This window comes from Mycobacterium sp. 360MFTsu5.1, from assembly GCF_000383495.1.
Lineage (GTDB): Bacteria > Actinomycetota > Actinomycetes > Mycobacteriales > Mycobacteriaceae > Mycobacterium > Mycobacterium mucogenicum_B.
Window position 1 is genome coordinate 15522 of record NZ_KB911464.1, and the last position, 15767, is coordinate 31288.

16 protein-coding genes and 1 tRNA gene are annotated in these 15767 nt (G+C 66.8%); 16 read left to right on the top strand and 1 reads right to left on the bottom strand.

The genetic code is table 11. From position 1 onward, the window contains the following. Positions 1–97: 97 nt before the first annotated feature. The 4 genes from pyrG to H289_RS0106885 are packed head-to-tail and all read left to right on the top strand — an operon-like array spanning position 98 to position 3822. Entirely contained in the window at positions 98–1864 is a 1767-nt protein-coding gene (gene pyrG / locus H289_RS0106870) for a CTP synthase (protein WP_029104876.1), read from the top strand. Continuing rightward, positions 1857–2471: an NUDIX domain-containing protein gene (locus tag H289_RS0106875; RefSeq protein ID WP_020100026.1), complete on the top strand. Its 615-nt coding sequence runs from the start codon at positions 1857–1859 to the stop codon at positions 2469–2471. The genes pyrG and H289_RS0106875 overlap by 8 nt, the downstream gene beginning before the upstream one ends. After that, complete coding sequence (gene xerD / locus H289_RS0106880; RefSeq protein ID WP_020100027.1) at positions 2471–3424, top strand: site-specific tyrosine recombinase XerD; 954 nt, start codon at positions 2471–2473, stop codon at positions 3422–3424. The genes H289_RS0106875 and xerD overlap by 1 nt, the downstream gene beginning before the upstream one ends. A 32-nt stretch (positions 3425–3456) precedes the next feature. Beyond that, positions 3457–3822 (top strand): DUF1622 domain-containing protein, encoded by a 366-nt coding sequence (locus tag H289_RS0106885; RefSeq protein WP_020100028.1) that lies wholly within the window; start codon positions 3457–3459, stop codon positions 3820–3822. On the opposite strand, the gene H289_RS0106890 is transcribed toward H289_RS0106885, so the two are convergent. After that, entirely contained in the window at positions 3810–4544 is a 735-nt protein-coding gene (locus H289_RS0106890) for an O-methyltransferase (RefSeq protein ID WP_020100029.1), read from the bottom strand. The two genes, H289_RS0106885 and H289_RS0106890, sit on opposite strands and share 13 nt — an antisense overlap. A 141-nt stretch (positions 4545–4685) precedes the next feature. Here H289_RS0106890 and H289_RS0106895 point away from each other — a divergent pair, with 141 nt between their 5' ends. From H289_RS0106895 to H289_RS0106950, 12 genes are all read left to right on the top strand, one after another. Next, positions 4686–5585 (top strand): AAA family ATPase, encoded by a 900-nt coding sequence (locus H289_RS0106895; RefSeq protein ID WP_020100030.1) that lies wholly within the window; start codon positions 4686–4688, stop codon positions 5583–5585. Continuing rightward, positions 5585–6451, top strand: a complete 867-nt coding sequence (locus tag H289_RS0106900) for a segregation/condensation protein A (RefSeq protein WP_051128428.1) — start codon at positions 5585–5587, stop codon at positions 6449–6451. The genes H289_RS0106895 and H289_RS0106900 overlap by 1 nt, the downstream gene beginning before the upstream one ends. After that, positions 6448–7197 carry an SMC-Scp complex subunit ScpB gene (gene scpB, locus H289_RS0106905; RefSeq protein ID WP_020100032.1) on the top strand — a complete coding sequence of 250 codons (750 nt, stop codon included), beginning with the start codon at positions 6448–6450 and terminating at the stop codon, positions 7195–7197. The genes H289_RS0106900 and scpB overlap by 4 nt, the downstream gene beginning before the upstream one ends. Before the next feature lies 1 nt (position 7198). Then, on the top strand, positions 7199–7942 hold the full coding sequence (locus H289_RS0106910; RefSeq protein WP_020100033.1) for a pseudouridine synthase: 744 nt from the start codon (positions 7199–7201) through the stop codon (positions 7940–7942). Then, entirely contained in the window at positions 7939–8622 is a 684-nt protein-coding gene (cmk, locus tag H289_RS0106915; RefSeq protein WP_020100034.1) for a (d)CMP kinase, read from the top strand. The genes H289_RS0106910 and cmk overlap by 4 nt, the downstream gene beginning before the upstream one ends. Further along, positions 8619–10025 carry a ribosome biogenesis GTPase Der gene (gene der / locus H289_RS0106920; protein ID WP_020100035.1) on the top strand — a complete coding sequence of 469 codons (1407 nt, stop codon included), beginning with the start codon at positions 8619–8621 and terminating at the stop codon, positions 10023–10025. Before cmk ends, der begins: the two co-directional genes overlap by 4 nt. 88 nt (positions 10026–10113) lie before the next feature. Further along, positions 10114–10187 (top strand) — tRNA-Pro (locus tag H289_RS0106925). Between the two features lie 79 nt (positions 10188–10266). Further along, positions 10267–11361 carry a fatty acid desaturase family protein gene (locus H289_RS0106930; protein ID WP_020100036.1) on the top strand — a complete coding sequence of 365 codons (1095 nt, stop codon included), beginning with the start codon at positions 10267–10269 and terminating at the stop codon, positions 11359–11361. A gap of 432 nt (positions 11362–11793) precedes the next feature. After that, positions 11794–13101 carry a saccharopine dehydrogenase family protein gene (locus H289_RS0106935; protein WP_020100037.1) on the top strand — a complete coding sequence of 436 codons (1308 nt, stop codon included), beginning with the start codon at positions 11794–11796 and terminating at the stop codon, positions 13099–13101. Continuing rightward, positions 13098–14384, top strand: coding sequence for an NAD(P)/FAD-dependent oxidoreductase (locus H289_RS0106940; protein WP_020100038.1), 1287 nt, complete (start codon positions 13098–13100; stop codon positions 14382–14384). The genes H289_RS0106935 and H289_RS0106940 overlap by 4 nt, the downstream gene beginning before the upstream one ends. A 16-nt stretch (positions 14385–14400) precedes the next feature. Next, positions 14401–15099 carry a hypothetical protein gene (locus H289_RS0106945; RefSeq protein ID WP_020100039.1) on the top strand — a complete coding sequence of 233 codons (699 nt, stop codon included), beginning with the start codon at positions 14401–14403 and terminating at the stop codon, positions 15097–15099. Positions 15100–15106: 7 nt separating this feature from the next. Next, positions 15107–15706: a TetR/AcrR family transcriptional regulator gene (locus H289_RS0106950; RefSeq protein ID WP_020100040.1), complete on the top strand. Its 600-nt coding sequence runs from the start codon at positions 15107–15109 to the stop codon at positions 15704–15706. Positions 15707–15767 lie beyond the last annotated feature (61 nt).

A 15767-nucleotide genomic window follows, 5' to 3' on the forward strand; every position in this document is an offset into this window, starting at 1 on the left:
CCAGCTCGGGCCGGTCGGTGATAGGGTGAAATTCCGTGGGTCGGCAGGCCCCAGGTAGCTCAACCGCTACGTTGCCCCATCACCACGGAGGTCGTTCTTGGCATCGCTACGCAGGCACCCACAGGCCGCGACGAAGCACATTTTTGTCAGCGGCGGGGTAGCTTCCTCGCTCGGTAAGGGTCTGACCGCCAGCAGTCTTGGCCAATTGCTCACCGCGCGTGGATTGCACGTGACGATGCAGAAGCTGGACCCGTACCTCAACGTCGACCCCGGCACCATGAACCCGTTCCAGCACGGCGAAGTGTTCGTCACCGAGGACGGCGCCGAGACCGACCTGGACATCGGCCACTACGAGCGCTTCCTGGACCGCAACCTGTCGCGGTCGGCGAACGTCACCACCGGCCAGGTGTACTCCGAGGTCATCGCCAAGGAGCGTCGCGGCGACTACCTCGGCGACACCGTCCAGGTGATCCCGCACATCACCGACGAGATCAAGAGCCGAATCCTCGAGATGGCGCTGCCCGACGCCAAGGGCAAGCGCCCCGACGTGGTCATCACCGAAATCGGCGGCACCGTAGGTGATATCGAGTCGCAGCCGTTCCTGGAGGCGGCCCGCCAGGTCCGCCACGATGTCGGCCGGGAGAACGTCTTCTTCCTGCACGTGTCACTGGTGCCGTACCTGGCCCCGTCGGGCGAGTTGAAGACCAAGCCCACCCAGCACTCGGTGGCCGCGCTGCGCAGCATCGGTATCACGCCGGACGCGCTGATCCTGCGCTGTGACCGCGATGTGCCGGAGCCGCTGAAGAACAAGATCGCGCTGATGTGTGACGTCGACATCGACGGCGTCATCTCGACGCCGGACGCCCCGTCGATCTACGACATCCCCAAGGTGCTGCACCGCGAGGAGCTCGACGCCTACGTGGTGCGCCGGCTCAACCTGCCGTTCCGCGACGTGGACTGGTCGGAGTGGGACGACCTGCTGCGCCGGGTACACGAGCCCAAGGAGACGGTGCGAATCGCCTTGGTGGGCAAGTACATCGACCTGTCCGACGCGTACCTGTCGGTGGCCGAGGCACTGCGTGCCGGCGGGTTCGCCCACCACTCGAAGGTCGAGATCCGCTGGGTCGCCTCGGATGACTGCGAGACCGAGCAGGGCGCGGCCGCCGCACTCGGCGACGTGCACGGCGTGCTGATCCCGGGTGGCTTCGGCATCCGCGGTATCGAGGGCAAGCTCGGCGCCATCAGTTATGCCCGTCGTCAGCGGCTGCCGCTGCTGGGCCTGTGCCTCGGGTTGCAGTGCATCGTCATCGAGGCCGCGCGGTCCGTCGGCATCAGCGGCGCCAACTCGGCGGAGTTCGACGAGCACACACCCGACCCGGTGATCGCCACCATGGCCGACCAGCTCGACGCGGTGGCCGGTGAGGCCGACCTCGGCGGCACCATGCGCCTCGGTGCGTATCCGGCCGTGCTGCAGCCGGATTCGATCGTGGCCAAGGCCTACGACGCGACCGAGGTCTCCGAACGCCACCGGCACCGCTACGAGGTCAACAACGCCTACCGCGACCGCATCTCCGAGAGCGGGCTGAAGTTCTCCGGCACGTCGCCGGACGGCCAGCTGGTCGAGTTCGTCGAGTACGACGCCGAGCTGCACCCGTTCCTGGTCGGCACGCAGGCGCACCCGGAGCTCAAGAGCCGCCCGACGCGTCCGCACCCGCTGTTCGCGTCGTTCATCGGAGCGTCGCTGGACTACAAGGCGGCCGAACGCCTGCCGCTCGAGGAGATCGACTCCGAGGTGCACGGCAACGGATCGCATGCGGAGGGTTCGGACGAGGATGCCGAGCAGCTGCAAGAATCCCGTGGCTGACCACGATTTCGCCACGCTTTCGAGCGAAACCGTATATGTAGGAAAGATTTTCGCGTTGCGGGCCGATGAGGTCGCGATGCCCGGTGGTGGCTCGGCGCGGCGTGAGGTGGTCGAGCACTACGGGGCGGTCGCGGTCGTCGCGCTCGATGACGACGGGAACCTGGTACTGGTGTACCAATACCGGCACCCGATCGGGCGGCGGCTGTGGGAGCTGCCCGCCGGGCTGCTGGACATGGGCGACGAGCCGCCGCACGTCACCGCGGCGCGCGAACTCGAAGAGGAAACCGGCCTGGCCGCCGAACACTGGCAGCTGCTGCTCGACGTCGACTCGGCGCCCGGATTCAGCGACGAGAGCGTGCGGATCTTCCTGGCCACCGGGCTGACCGAGATCGGCCGGCCGCACGCGCACGACGAAGAAGCCGACCTCGTGGTCAAGCGGGTGCCGCTGGCCGATGCCGTACGGATGGTGTTCGACGGCGAGATCGTCAACGCCCTTGCGGTGGCAGGGATTCTGGCCGCCGCCCACCGGCCGGCCGAGCTGCGGCCGCTCGACGCGCCCTGGGTCGACCGCCCGTCGGCACTGCGCACCCGGCGGGAACAGGACTGATGAGGACGGCGGGGGTCCGTTCGCGGCTCGAGGAGCAGGTCCAGGGCTACCTGAACCACCTCAGCATCGAGCGGGGCGTCGCGGCCAACACGCTGAGTTCGTACCGGCGTGACATCCGGCGGTACACCGCCCATCTGGCCGGCCGCGGTATCGACGACCTGGGCGCCGTCACCGAGACCGACGTCAGCGAGTTCCTCGTCGCGCTGCGTCAGGGCGATCCGGACAACGGTGTCGTCGCGTTGTCGTCGGTCTCGGCCGCGCGGGCCGTCATCGCGGTGCGCGGGCTGCACAAGTTCGCCGCCGCCGAAGGCCTCGCCGACACAGACGTCGCGCGCGGTGTGAAGCCACCGACACCGGGCCGACGGCTGCCCAAGAGCCTCAGCTACGACGACGTCGTCGCGCTCTTGGACGGCGCGGGCGGCGACAGCGACGCCGACAACCCGCTGACCCTGCGTAACCGGGCGCTGCTGGAACTGCTGTATTCGACCGGGGCGCGCATCTCCGAGGCGGTCGGTCTCGATCGCGACGACGTCGACACCGAGTCCCGGTCGGTGATGCTGCACGGCAAGGGCGGCAAGCAGCGGCTGGTTCCCATCGGCCGGCCCGCCGTCACCGCGCTGGACGCGTACCTGGTGCGGGGCCGGCCCGACCTGGCACGCCGCGGCAAGGGCACGCCCGCGATCTTCCTGAACGCGCGCGGCGGCCGGTTGTCGCGGCAGAGTGCGTGGCAGGTGCTGCAGGACTCCGCCGAGCGGGCCGGCATCACGGCCGCGGTCTCGCCGCACACGCTGCGCCACTCGTTCGCCACGCACCTGCTCGAAGGCGGCGCCGACGTGCGCGTCGTGCAGGAACTCCTTGGCCACGCATCGGTCACCACCACGCAGATCTACACGCTGGTGACGGTCAGCGCGCTGCGCGAAGTGTGGGCCGGGGCGCACCCGCGCGCCAGATAAGAACGACGATCGGCCGGGGCTAGCATCCGGTCATGGCGTTCTACGACATCATCGAGACGACCGGCAAGGTGATCGACGCCGTCGGTGTCGCGGTGATCGTCGGTGGTGCCGTGATCGCTCTGGCCGCGACGTTCGGTCGGATGCGAGGTTCCGAGGGCGGCGCCTACGACGCGTTCCGGCGGCAGCTCGGCCGCTCGATCCTGCTGGGCCTCGAATTCCTCGTCGCGGCCGACATCATCCGCACCGTGGCCGTCACACCCACCGCGCAGAGCGTCGCGGTGCTGGGCGGCATCGTCGCCATCCGGACATTCCTCAGCTTCTCGCTGCAGGTGGAGATGACGGGCTCGTGGCCGTGGCAGCGGCCGGTCAAGGCTGCGGACGACGGTCAGCCCAAGTAGTCGGACTCGAGCACCAGGTCAGGCAGCGTCTTCTGGTACTCGACGTGGGTGGCGTGCTCCTGCGTGTGCCACAGCTTGCCCTCCTGGTCCCGCATGTACGCCCGGTAGGCCGGAGCGCCGGGCACCTTCACGTTGTCCGCCACGACGACGGCGCCGCGGTGCAGCCAACCCCGCGCCAGGATCGACTCCAGATCCTTGAGGTAGGCCGCCTTGTCGTGGTCGATGAAGACGAAATCGAGGTTGCCCGGCCCGAAGCCATGGCCGGCGAGCGCGTCGAGTGTGGCGCCGCCGTCGCCGATGGTGCCGACGATGCAGGTGATCCGGTCCGCGACGCCGGCGTGGGTCCAGATGCGGCGGGCGATCGCGGCGTTGTCCGCCGACAACTCGACGGTGAAGACGTGTGCGTCCGGCACGGTGCGGGCCATGAGCAGCGCGCTGTAGCCGCAGTAGGTGCCCAGCTCGAGAATTCGCGACGGGTTGGCCCGGATGAGCGCGGACTCGAGGAGTTGGCCCTTTTCGTCGCCGACATTGACCAGCATCGACTGTTCCCGGGCGAACGTGTCGATGGTCGCGAGGACGTGATCGATGTCGCCGCGGCGGGCGTTGGCTTCCACGTAGGCGGCCGCAGCGGCCTCGCGGCCGTCACCCCACTGTCCGGTTTGGACGAACTTTCGCATCCCCAGCGCCATCCGGACGAAGGACCACCGCCGCTTCCAGCTCATGGCAGTCACATTAGGACAGCGGGTCTGCCGTCGTCAGCGGCGTGGCACCGTTAAACTTGCCCGGATGTTCGCTATGGGAGTCACGCCGCTGATCGGCGACGCATGACCGATGTCCCAACAGGCGTGGGGGGCCTGAGCCCGGTGGAGCCGGTTTCGTTGCCGATTGATGTCGATAGCTCGTCCGCGCCCGCAGATCCGGAACCCGCGATCGGCCTGACCGGACGTCCCGCGCGACACATCCCCGAGCCCAAACCCAAGAGCGTGCACGGCCCGGCCAAGGTCATCGCGATGTGCAACCAGAAGGGCGGCGTCGGCAAGACCACGTCGACCATCAATCTGGGCGCCAGCCTGGCCGAATACGGCCGCCGCGTGCTGCTGGTCGACCTCGATCCCCAAGGTGCGCTGTCCGCCGGCCTCGGCGTCCCGCACTACGAGCTCGAGCACACCGTGCACAACCTGCTCGTCGAGCCGCGGGTGTCGATCGACGACGTGCTGATCAACACCCGGGTCAAGGGCCTGGACCTGGTGCCCAGCAACATCGACCTGTCGGCCGCCGAGATTCAGCTGGTCAACGAGGTCGGGCGCGAGCAGACGCTGTCCCGTGCGCTGTATCCCGTGCTGGACCGCTACGACTATGTGCTGATCGACTGCCAGCCGTCGCTGGGCCTGCTCACGGTGAACGGGCTGGCCTGCGCCGATGGCGTCATCATCCCGACCGAGTGCGAGTTCTTCTCGCTGCGCGGTCTCGCATTGCTGACCGACACCGTCGACAAGGTCCGCGACCGGCTGAACCCCAAGCTCGACATCAGCGGCATCCTGATCACCCGGTACGACAACCGCACCGTCAACGCGCGTGAGGTCATGGCCCGCGTCGTGGAGCGCTTCGGCGATCTCGTGTTCGACACCGTCATCAGCCGTACCGTGCGCTTCCCGGAGACCAGCGTCGCCGGTGAACCGATCACCACCTGGGCCCCGAAATCCGGTGGCGCCCAGGCGTACCGGGCGTTGGCGTGCGAGGTCATCGACCGGTTCGGCGCGTGATTTCCGACGTCGACGTCCCTGATAGTGCTGGGGGCGCGGCGCCGGCGAGCCCGGCGACCGAGCAGCCGGAGGAGAAGAAGGCCGGCTTTCAGGTCCGGCTCACCAACTTCGAGGGCCCGTTCGACCTGCTGCTGCAGCTGATCTTCGCGCACCGGCTGGACGTCACCGAAGTCGCGCTGCACCAGGTCACCGATGAGTTCATCGCGTACACCAAGGAGATCGGCAGCCAGCTCGAGCTCGATGAGACGACGGCGTTCCTGGTCGTCGCCGCGACCCTGCTGGACTTGAAGGCCGCCCGGCTGCTGCCCGCCGCCGAGGTCCACGACGAGGACGACCTGGCGCTGCTCGAAGTGCGCGACCTGCTGTTCGCGCGGCTGCTGCAGTACCGGGCCTTCAAGCACGTGGCACTCATGTTCGCCGAGCTCGAGGCCGCGGCGATGCGCAGCTACCCGCGAGCCGTCACCCTGGAGGACCGGTTCACCGAGCTGCTGCCGGAGGTGATGCTCGGCGTCGACGCCGACCGGTTCGCCCAGATCGCGGCGGCCGCGTTCATGCCGCGTCCGGTGCCGTCGCTGCGCGTCGACCACCTGCACGTGCAGGCGGTGTCGGTGCCCGAGCAGGCCATGAAACTGATGGGGCTCCTGGAGAATCGGGGCATCGGGGAGTGGGCGTCGTTCACCGAGCTGGTCGCCGACTGCGACGGCGGGATGGAGATCGTCGGGCGGTTCCTGGCGCTATTAGAGCTCTACCGTGCCAAGGCGGTAAACTTCGAGCAGATTGAACCGCTTGGAGTGCTGCAAGTTTCGTGGACCGGGGAGCGGCCGACGAACGAGCATCTGGCAGCGGCGGTGGAAGAAGACTCATGACAGACAACGACGCGGTGATTTCCGCGGATAGCAGCGTGGGCGAGGGCGTCGAGCCTGACGCCGGTGTGACCGACGCGGTCGCTGCCGCCGAGGGTGACGAACTCGACACCGAGATCACCGATGACGAGCTCGGGTGCGCGCTGGAGGCCCTACTGCTGGTCGTCGACACCCCGGCACCGGTCGACTCGCTGGCGACCGCACTGGACGAGACGATCGAGCGCGTCGAGGACAAGCTGCGCCGGATGGCCGCCGAGCTGGCCGAGCGCGGCAGCGGCATCGACCTGCGCGAGGCCGGCGGCGGCTGGCGCATGTACACCCGGGCCCGGTACGCGCCGTACGTCGAGCGGCTGATTCTCGACGGCGCCCGGTCCAAGCTGACCCGGGCGGCGCTGGAGACGCTCGCGGTGGTCGCTTACCGGCAGCCGGTGACCCGCGCACGGGTGAGTGCGGTGCGCGGCGTCAACGTCGACGCCGTGATGCGGACCCTCGCCGCCCGCGGCCTCATCATCGAAGCCGGCACCGATGCCGACAGTGGCGCAACAACTTTCGCCACAACGGAATTGTTCCTGGAGCGGCTCGGGTTGACCTCGCTGAGCGAGCTGCCGGAACTCGCCCCGCTGTTGCCGGATGTCGACGTCATCGACGACATCACTGAAACGCTCTCTGAGGAGCCGCGTTTCGCCAAACTCGGCGGAACTCCTGCGCCGGCTGCAGAGCCGGCCAAATTCGACGTAGATCGGGACTGACATGGCCAACGAAGAAGGCGTGCGACTGCAGAAGGTGCTGTCGCAGGCGGGAATTGCCTCGCGCCGGGTCGCCGAGCGGATGATCCTGGACGGGCGAGTGGAGGTCGACGGCCAGATCGTCACCGAACTCGGCACCCGGGTTCACCCCGATCGCCAGATCGTCCGGGTCGACGGCAGCCGCGTGCTCGTCGACGAGGACCTCGTGTACCTCGCGCTGAACAAGCCAAAAGGCATGCACTCCACCATGTCTGACGATCAGGGCCGTCCCTGCATCGGTGATCTGGTCGAGCATCGTGTGCGCGGCAACAAGAAGCTCTTCCACGTCGGCCGGCTCGACGCCGAGACCGAAGGGCTGATCCTGCTGACCAATGACGGCGAGCTGGCAAACCGGTTGATGCACCCGCGCTACGAGGTGTCCAAGACGTACCTGGCCACCGTGCAGGGCACCGTGCCCCGCGGGCTGGGCAAGAAGGTGCGCGAGGGTGTGGAGCTGGACGACGGACCCGTCTATGTCGACGAATTCGCGGTGGTGGACATGGCCGCCGGCAAGTCGTTGGTGAAGATCGTGCTGCACGAGGGACGTAACCGCATCGTGCGCCGGCTGATGGCCGAGGTCGGCTTCCCGGTGAAGGAACTGGTGCGTACGCACATCGGCACGGTGGCACTGGGGGACCAGCGCGTCAACAGCCTGCGGGCGCTGACACGCAAGGAAGTCGGCGAGCTGTACCAGGCGGTGGGCCTGTGAACGCGCTCGTCATTGCCATCGACGGCCCGGCGGGCACCGGGAAGTCTTCGGTGTCAACGGGTTTGGCGCACGCACTCGGCGCCAACCACATCAACACCGGTGCGATGTACCGGCTCGTGACGCTGGCGGTACTGCGGGCCGGTATCGACCCGACCGACACCGATGCCGTCGTCGCGGTATGTGAGAAGACCGAGTTCTCCGTCAGCTTCGACCCGGACCACGACACGTCGTACCTTGCGGGCGAGGACGTTTCGGATGAGATCCGCGGCGAGGCGGTGACCCTCGCGGTATCGGCCGTGTCGGCGATTCCGGCCGTGCGGACGCTGCTGGTGCAGCGGCAGCGTGAACTGATCGCGGAGGCCGGCTCGGTTGTCGTCGAGGGCCGCGACATCGGCACCGTCGTCAAGCCCGACGCCGATCTCAAGATTTTCCTGACCGCCTCGGCCGAGGAGCGCGCCCGTCGGCGCAATGCGCAGAACGTCGCAAACGGCCTGGGCGACAACTACGAAGCGGTGCTCGCCGATGTGCAGCGCCGGGACCATCTGGACTCGACACGCGCGGTATCGCCGCTGCAGGCCGCAGATGACGCGATCGTCGTCGATTCCAGCGATATGACCCAGGCTGGTGTGGTGGCACATCTGCTGGATCTCGTGCAGCAGAAGGTAGGTGTGCGCCAATGAGCGACGACGATGGTGTGTGGTTCGACGAAGGTGACTGGGAGATCGGCCCGGAGGGATTCGAGGCCGAGGTCGACGAGTACGCCGGACCCCCGCCCGTGGTGGCCGTGGTCGGCCGCCCGAATGTGGGCAAATCGACTCTGGTGAACCGCATCCTGGGCCGCCGCGAAGCGGTGGTGCAGGACATTCCGGGCGTGACCCGCGACCGCGTGTCGTACGACGCGCAGTGGGTCGGGCGCCGGTTCGTGGTGCAGGACACCGGTGGGTGGGAACCCGACGCCAAGGGCCTGCAGATGCTGGTCGCCGAGCAGGCCACCGTGGCCATGCGTACCGCCGACGCGATCATTCTCGTGGTCGACGCTGTGGTCGGGGCGACCGCGGCCGACGAGGCCGCGGCCAAGCGCCTGCAGCGCTCCGGCAAGCCGGTCTTCTTGGCGGCCAACAAGGTTGACAACGAGAAGGTGGAATCTGAAGCTGCGGCGCTGTGGTCGCTAGGGCTGGGACAGCCGTACTCGATCAGCGCGATGCACGGACGCGGTGTGGCCGACCTGCTGGATGCGGTGCTCGAGGTGCTGCCCACGGTGTCCGAAATGTCCGGCGGGACAGGCGGTCCGCGCCGCGTGGCGTTGGTCGGCAAGCCCAATGTCGGCAAGAGCTCGCTGCTGAACAAGCTGTCCGGCGATGAGCGGTCCGTCGTGCACGACGTCGCCGGCACCACGGTGGACCCGGTCGACTCGCTGATCGAATTGGACGGCAAGATTTGGCGTTTCGTTGATACCGCCGGTCTGCGTCGCAAGGTCGGCCAGGCCAGCGGGCACGAGTTCTACGCCTCGGTGCGCACACACGGCGCGATCGACGCTGCCGAAGTAGCCGTCATGCTGATCGATGCCTCCCAGCCGCTGACCGAGCAGGACCTGCGGGTGCTGTCGATGGTCATCGAGGCCGGGCGCGCGCTCGTCATCGCGTTCAACAAGTGGGACCTGGTCGACGAAGACCGGCGGTACCTGCTGGACAAGGAGATCGAACGAGAGTTGGTGCAGGTGCAGTGGGCGCCGCGCGTCAACATCTCGGCGAAAACCGGTCGGGCCGTGCAGAAGTTGGTGCCGGCGCTGGAGACCTCGCTGGCGTCGTGGGACGCCCGTATCCCGACCGGACGGCTCAACACGTTCCTCAAGGAGATCGTCGCCGCCACGCCGCCGCCGGTGCGCGGTGGTAAGCAGCCACGCATCCTGTTCGCGACGCAGGCGGCCTCGCGGCCGCCGACCTTCGTGCTGTTCACCACGGGCTTCCTGGAGGCCGGCTACCGCCGCTTCCTGGAGCGCCGGCTGCGTGAAGAGTTCGGCTTCGAGGGCAGCCCGATCAAGATCAACGTGCGGGTGCGGGAGAAGCGCGGGGCCAAGCGCTAGTCGCCGACGCGCCGCCGGACCCGTTTAGGGTCCGGCGGGAGGTCTGAGGTAGGCTTTCCAACCGTTGCCGGTTCGCCCGGTAGCGCCGCGGGCTGTGGCGCAGCTTGGTAGCGCACTTGACTGGGGGTCAAGTGGTCGCAGGTTCAAATCCTGTCAGCCCGACAAAGTTTTTGCAGGTCAAAGGCCTCGCGGTGGCCTAGATGGCGCCGTCTTACTGCCACATCCACCCGAGGACACCTTGATGGCGATCGCCGATGTCTCTGCCTACGTGCACCTCAGCAGTGAGGACGTCGAAGAGATCGGCTACGAACTCGACGTGATCCGCCGGGACGTCGAGGAGTCGCTCGGGGCGAAGGACTCGGCGTACATCCGGCGGGTGATCCATTTTCAGCGGGCGCTCGAAGTCGCGGCGCGGCTGATGATCGCCGGGAGCGGGTCCAAGGTTGGCTGGGCCGCCGGCACGTGCGCGCTGGCGTATGCGAAGTCGATCGAGAACATGGAGCTCGGCCACAACATCTCCCACGGCCAGTGGGATTGGATGAACGACCCGGAAATCCACTCCAATACCTGGGAGTGGGACATGGTCGGGCATTCCGCGCAGTGGCGGTACTCGCACAACTATCGGCATCACGTCTACACCAACGTGCTCGGCATGGACGAGGACATCGGTTACCGCCTGCTGCGAGTGACGACCGACCAGCCGTGGCGGTGGGCGCATTTGTTCACCCCGCTTGGAAACCTGGTGCTGGCAGCGACGTTCGAATGGGGTATCGCCCTGCACGGCCTGCACTCGGAGCGGCTCCGGGGCGAGACGCCAGACGCTGTCGCGGTGGAGAAGCGGAAATTCCTCGCCAAGAGCGCGCGCCAGTTGGCCAAGGACTATGTGTTCTTCCCGGCGCTGAGCCTGCGCCGGTGGCGTCGCACGCTGGCGGCCAATGCCACCGCGAATGTGCTCCGGAACCTCTGGGTGTACGTGAACATCATCTGCGGGCACATCCCCGACGGGGCCGAGACGTTCGACCCCGCGGTGGTCAAGGACGAAACCCGCGGCGAATGGTATCTGCGACAAATTCTCGGGACGGCGAACTTCAACGCAAGCCCGCTGCTGGCGTTCTCAGGTGGGCACCTGTGTTACCAGATCGAGCATCACCTGTTCCCTGATCTGCCGAGCAACCGGTTGCCTGAGGTGAGCGTCCGGGTGCGGGAACTGTGCGAGAAGTACGATCTGCCCTACAACACGGAATCACTTCCGCGCCAGTACTTTCGGGCGCAGAGGATCATCCACGGGTTGGCGGTGCCGGACTGGCTGCTGCGCGTGGGGCGGCGGCGCGACTAACTGTTCGACGGATACGCCGGCCCGATTGGTTGCGCGGACGCGGACGAATCGGCTCCGGCAGAGAGCTGCCGTCGTTCGTGCCTACTCCACTGTCGGCCCGACACAGAAAACCCACTCTGAACAGCGTCGGAGTGGGTTTTTGATTTCTTGGCGGTGATCCCGTGCTGGGACCACTTTGGGACCAGGTTCCCAGAGGTGTTTCCAAGGGCCGGGTCGAGGGCAGCTGCAGTTTGACTGGCTGGACGAGGTGGCGGCGGCCATTCTGGATTGCGTCGGGCGCAACCAGCTCGAGGTTGACCGGTTCGCGGCCCTGACGGCAGGGCGATTCTCGCCGCCGATTTCCACCGCCTGGCCAGGCTCGTGGATCGTTTGGTCTCTATTTAATTACACAACGTCATTGACAGACCGTAATTATGAGCGCAAGCTGTTGTCATGACCACGACAAAGCGAGTTGTTTTCATCGGGGCAGCCGGTGAGATGTGCCGTGTCGCCATCGAACGGTTCGTCAAGGCGGCCGGCGACGCCGACTGGATGCTGGAGCTCTACGACATTCGCCCAGAACTGCTGCATGAGTTCGCGGCGAAGCTGCCTGCGGGCTCGGTGACGGTCGGCTCGTTCGACCTCTTCGACGGTGGCGCGCTGCGCAGGGCGATCGACGGTGCCGACCTCGTCGTGCTCGGCGCGGGGCCGTACAACCGCACCGCGGAGCCGGTGATGGAGGCCTGCATCGAGAAGCAGGTGCCCTATCTGGATCTCGACGACGACGAGGCGAGCACGCGTGCAGCGCTGGCGCTCGATGACCGCGCGAAGGCTGCCGGTGTCCCGATCCTCATCTGCTGTGGTGCATCGCCCGGGTACACCAATGTGATGACCGCCGATGCGGCGCGCGACATGGATGTTGTTGAGCGCATTGACATCTGCTGGGTGACCGGCGATGAAGGGCCGGTGCCGTTCGGCCGGGCGGTGCTCGACCACGCGATCCGCGGTTTCGCCGGGCCGTGCTGGACCTGGGAGAACGGGCGCGCAGTGCAACATCAGACGTTCCTGGAGACCGATGTGTTCGACGTCGGCAACTCACTCGGTGACGCCTACCGATTCTACGAGTGTGCGCATCCAGAAGCGGTGACGTTGCCGCGGCGCTGGCCGGGAGCCGACCGGATTCGGGTTCTGGGCGCCCTCGATCCGCCGCCCACCAACGGCATCATGCGTGGCGTCGCAGTGGCCGTGCAGGACAACAACATCACCATGGACGAGGCCATCGACTTCGTCAACGACCTCCTGACCGACAAGACCGGTTCGCTCAAGGTGTGGCGGTACGCGTTGTCGGGGCTCTGGGGCACCATCCGCCGCGGCGAGATCGGGGCCGTGGAGGTGCTGAAGTTCATGGCCACGTCGGCGGCAAAGAAGCACCCGCCGTTCCGGGGCACCAACTATGTCCGGGTGACGGGCAAACGCGATGGGCAGCAGGTGGTTTCGGTGCGGCGTGCACCGGTGAGCGGGCCCGGTACCCCGTGGACCACCATGGCGTCTCTCACGGGTTCGGCCACCGCGGCGTTCATGCTGTTGGCCGTCGACCAATTGGGCGAACGGTCCGGGGTTTTGGCGCCGGAGGACTGGGCCGACCCGGAGACCTTCTACCACGCGCTGGCGGCCACCGGTGGGGCGCCACTGCACCAGGTGGTCGAGGCAGTGGTCACCCCGAGTACTGCGGTGACCTGCCGCAAGGTGGTGTCCGCATGAACCTGCTGACCGAAACCGGTTGGGCCCCTGTGCCTGTCGGTGAACCGGCGCTCGCCGGCGAGGTGACCTGTGATGTCGCCGTGGTCGGGGGCGGCGTCGGTGGGATGACGGCAGCCTTGCGCCTCGCCGAATCCGGCGCCGACGTCGTTCTGCTCGAAGCGCAGACCTGCGGCTGGGGCGCGAGTTCGCGCAACGCGGGCTATGTGACCAACTCGATCGCCGCCGATCCATCGTTGCTGGCACTGTTGTTGAGTCGCAGCAAGGTCCGCGCGCTGTTCCAGTTTGCCGAAGCGGCAGTGGAATTCACTCAGGACGCCATCGAGCATCGCGCCATCGACTGTGACTTCGAAAAGGTCGGCATTGTGCTGGCTGCGGTGTCGAAGGGACAACTGCGGAAGTCGCGGCGAAACGCGAAGATCCTGTCCGAGGCCGGCTCGTCGGCCGAGTTCGTCGATGGACGAGACGCGGGCTTGCCGGACGGCTTCCTGGGCGGAGTGCGCGAAGGCATCGGGGGGACCCTGAACCCCGGCAAGTACGCCATGGGACTACGCGACGCGGTCCTGGCCTCTGGGGTAAGGGTTTTCGAGCACACGCCGGTGCAGAACGTCACCGATGGCGGTGCCGGGGTGACTGTCGAGACGGCGCAGGGCCGGGTCCGCGCCAAGCAGGCGTTGCTTACTGCCAACGCCAACCTCAAGGACTTCGCCATTGCGCCGCGCCGGCTGGTCTCCCCGGTGTGGACCTCGCTGGTGGAAACCGAGCCGGTCGCCCCGGAACGACTGGACGCCATCGGGTGGACCAGCCGCGCGCCCATGGTGACCGCACACATGATCTTGGAGAGCTACCGCGTAACTCCGCGGAACACCATCGTTTTCGGTACCCGGCGGTTGGAGACCACCAACGGGCCGCTGCACGCGCGAACGCCTTCGGGGCCCGTCGTCGACGATCTCGTGCGCGGCTTCCGCGAGCGGTTCCCCGGTCTGAGCGACGTTGCGCCGCAACGGGCCTGGGGCGGCTGGATCGGCATGAGCTCCACTTGGCTGCCGGTCGCCGGGGAGGCCGCGCCGAACGTGCTGTATTCGTTGGCGTGCAACGGACATGGCTTCGCCCAGGCACAGTACGTCGGAAACCTGCTCGCCGACAGACTTTCCGGCGCACCCATGCCGGACGACCTCAAGACCATCTGGCACGACGGCCGATTCTGGCCCAGCTTCGTCGGCCAGCCGGCACTGACCCTTGGCTGGTTCGGCGACCGCGTTCTCGACCGCCTGGCCCGGATATAGGCAGCAAGGAGCAAATATGGACGTCATCGGCGCGTTGTTCGCCCTCGCGGATCTCCTCATGATCTTTGCCGGTTTCACCTACGGCTGGAAGTTCATCCGGAACCATGGGAACTATCTGCTCGGTCTGGAGTGGATCATCGTCGCAACCTCCGGGGTCAACTTCTTGATCTACGCGGTGCTGCGGCTGAGCCAGGAGAGCGGCAGTTTTCACGTCGCGATCTTCTTCGACGCGTTCTCCAGATCGGTCGGGATCACCTTGATCCTGGTGCTCGGCTTGTTGGCCGTGACCCACGGATACAAGCCGTCGCGCACAGTCGACATCGGCGTCTTCGCCCTGGCCGGCGTGGTCGGTCTCGTTCTGACGTTCTACGCTTTGCGGACGGCATCACCGGTCACGCACCACATCGGCCTGACCGGCGCGGTGTTCCTCGTCGCGGTGAACGTCCTCACCACGATCTTCCTGATCTATTTCGCCACCCGGCTGTGGCGTATCGGCGAGCGGGGCCACGCGGTGCTCGTCATGGTCGTGACTGCGATGGGGGCGGTGATCGCCGCGACGTATGACTTCTACGACGTACCCGGTGATGACTCGAACCGGACGATCTTCTACACGGCGGCGCTGACGACGTGGGCGCTCCAGTTGATCGTCTACTACTACGCCTACCGCGCGATGGACGAACATAACCGGCATCGCGCCACGGTTGTGATGAACTAAGGACACGATGAGCAGACGCCCCAAACACGATCCCAGGGAGTCCGAACGCGAGATCCTCGTCGCGGCGGAGGAGTTCTTGCGGGAGCGGCCATTCCGCGAGATGACCGTCGACGCAGTGATGAGCCGGACTGGACTCAAGCGGCCGGCGTTCTACGTGCACTTCCGGGACCGTCACGACCTCGCGCTGCGCGTCGTCGAGCAACTCGGGATGGAGATCGGAGAGATGGTCGACCGGTGGCTGGTGGGCACCGACCTCGTCAACGATGCGAGGTCGGCGTTCAAAGGGCTGACCGAGGTTTATTCGCAACACGGTGCCGTCTTACGTGCGCTGTCGGATGCGGCGGGTAGCGACGAGAAGGTCGAGGCCGCATACGGGCAGCTGATTCAGCAGTTCATCGACGCGACCACCAAACGCATCGTCGACGATCAGGCAGACGGACGGATCAAGGCAGATCTCGATGCAGTGGAGACCGCACGGGCCCTGGTCTGGATGGACGAACGCTATCTGACACAGACGTTTTCGCGTGAGCCCCACCCGGACCCGGACCTTGTAGTCGACGTGCTGTACAACATTTGGATGTCTGCTCTATACGGACCGCGGTCCTAACCAGGCAGTCCCTGGCCCCTGGGCGCGTCGAAAATTCTCAGCGGGTCGATAGCGTCAACCC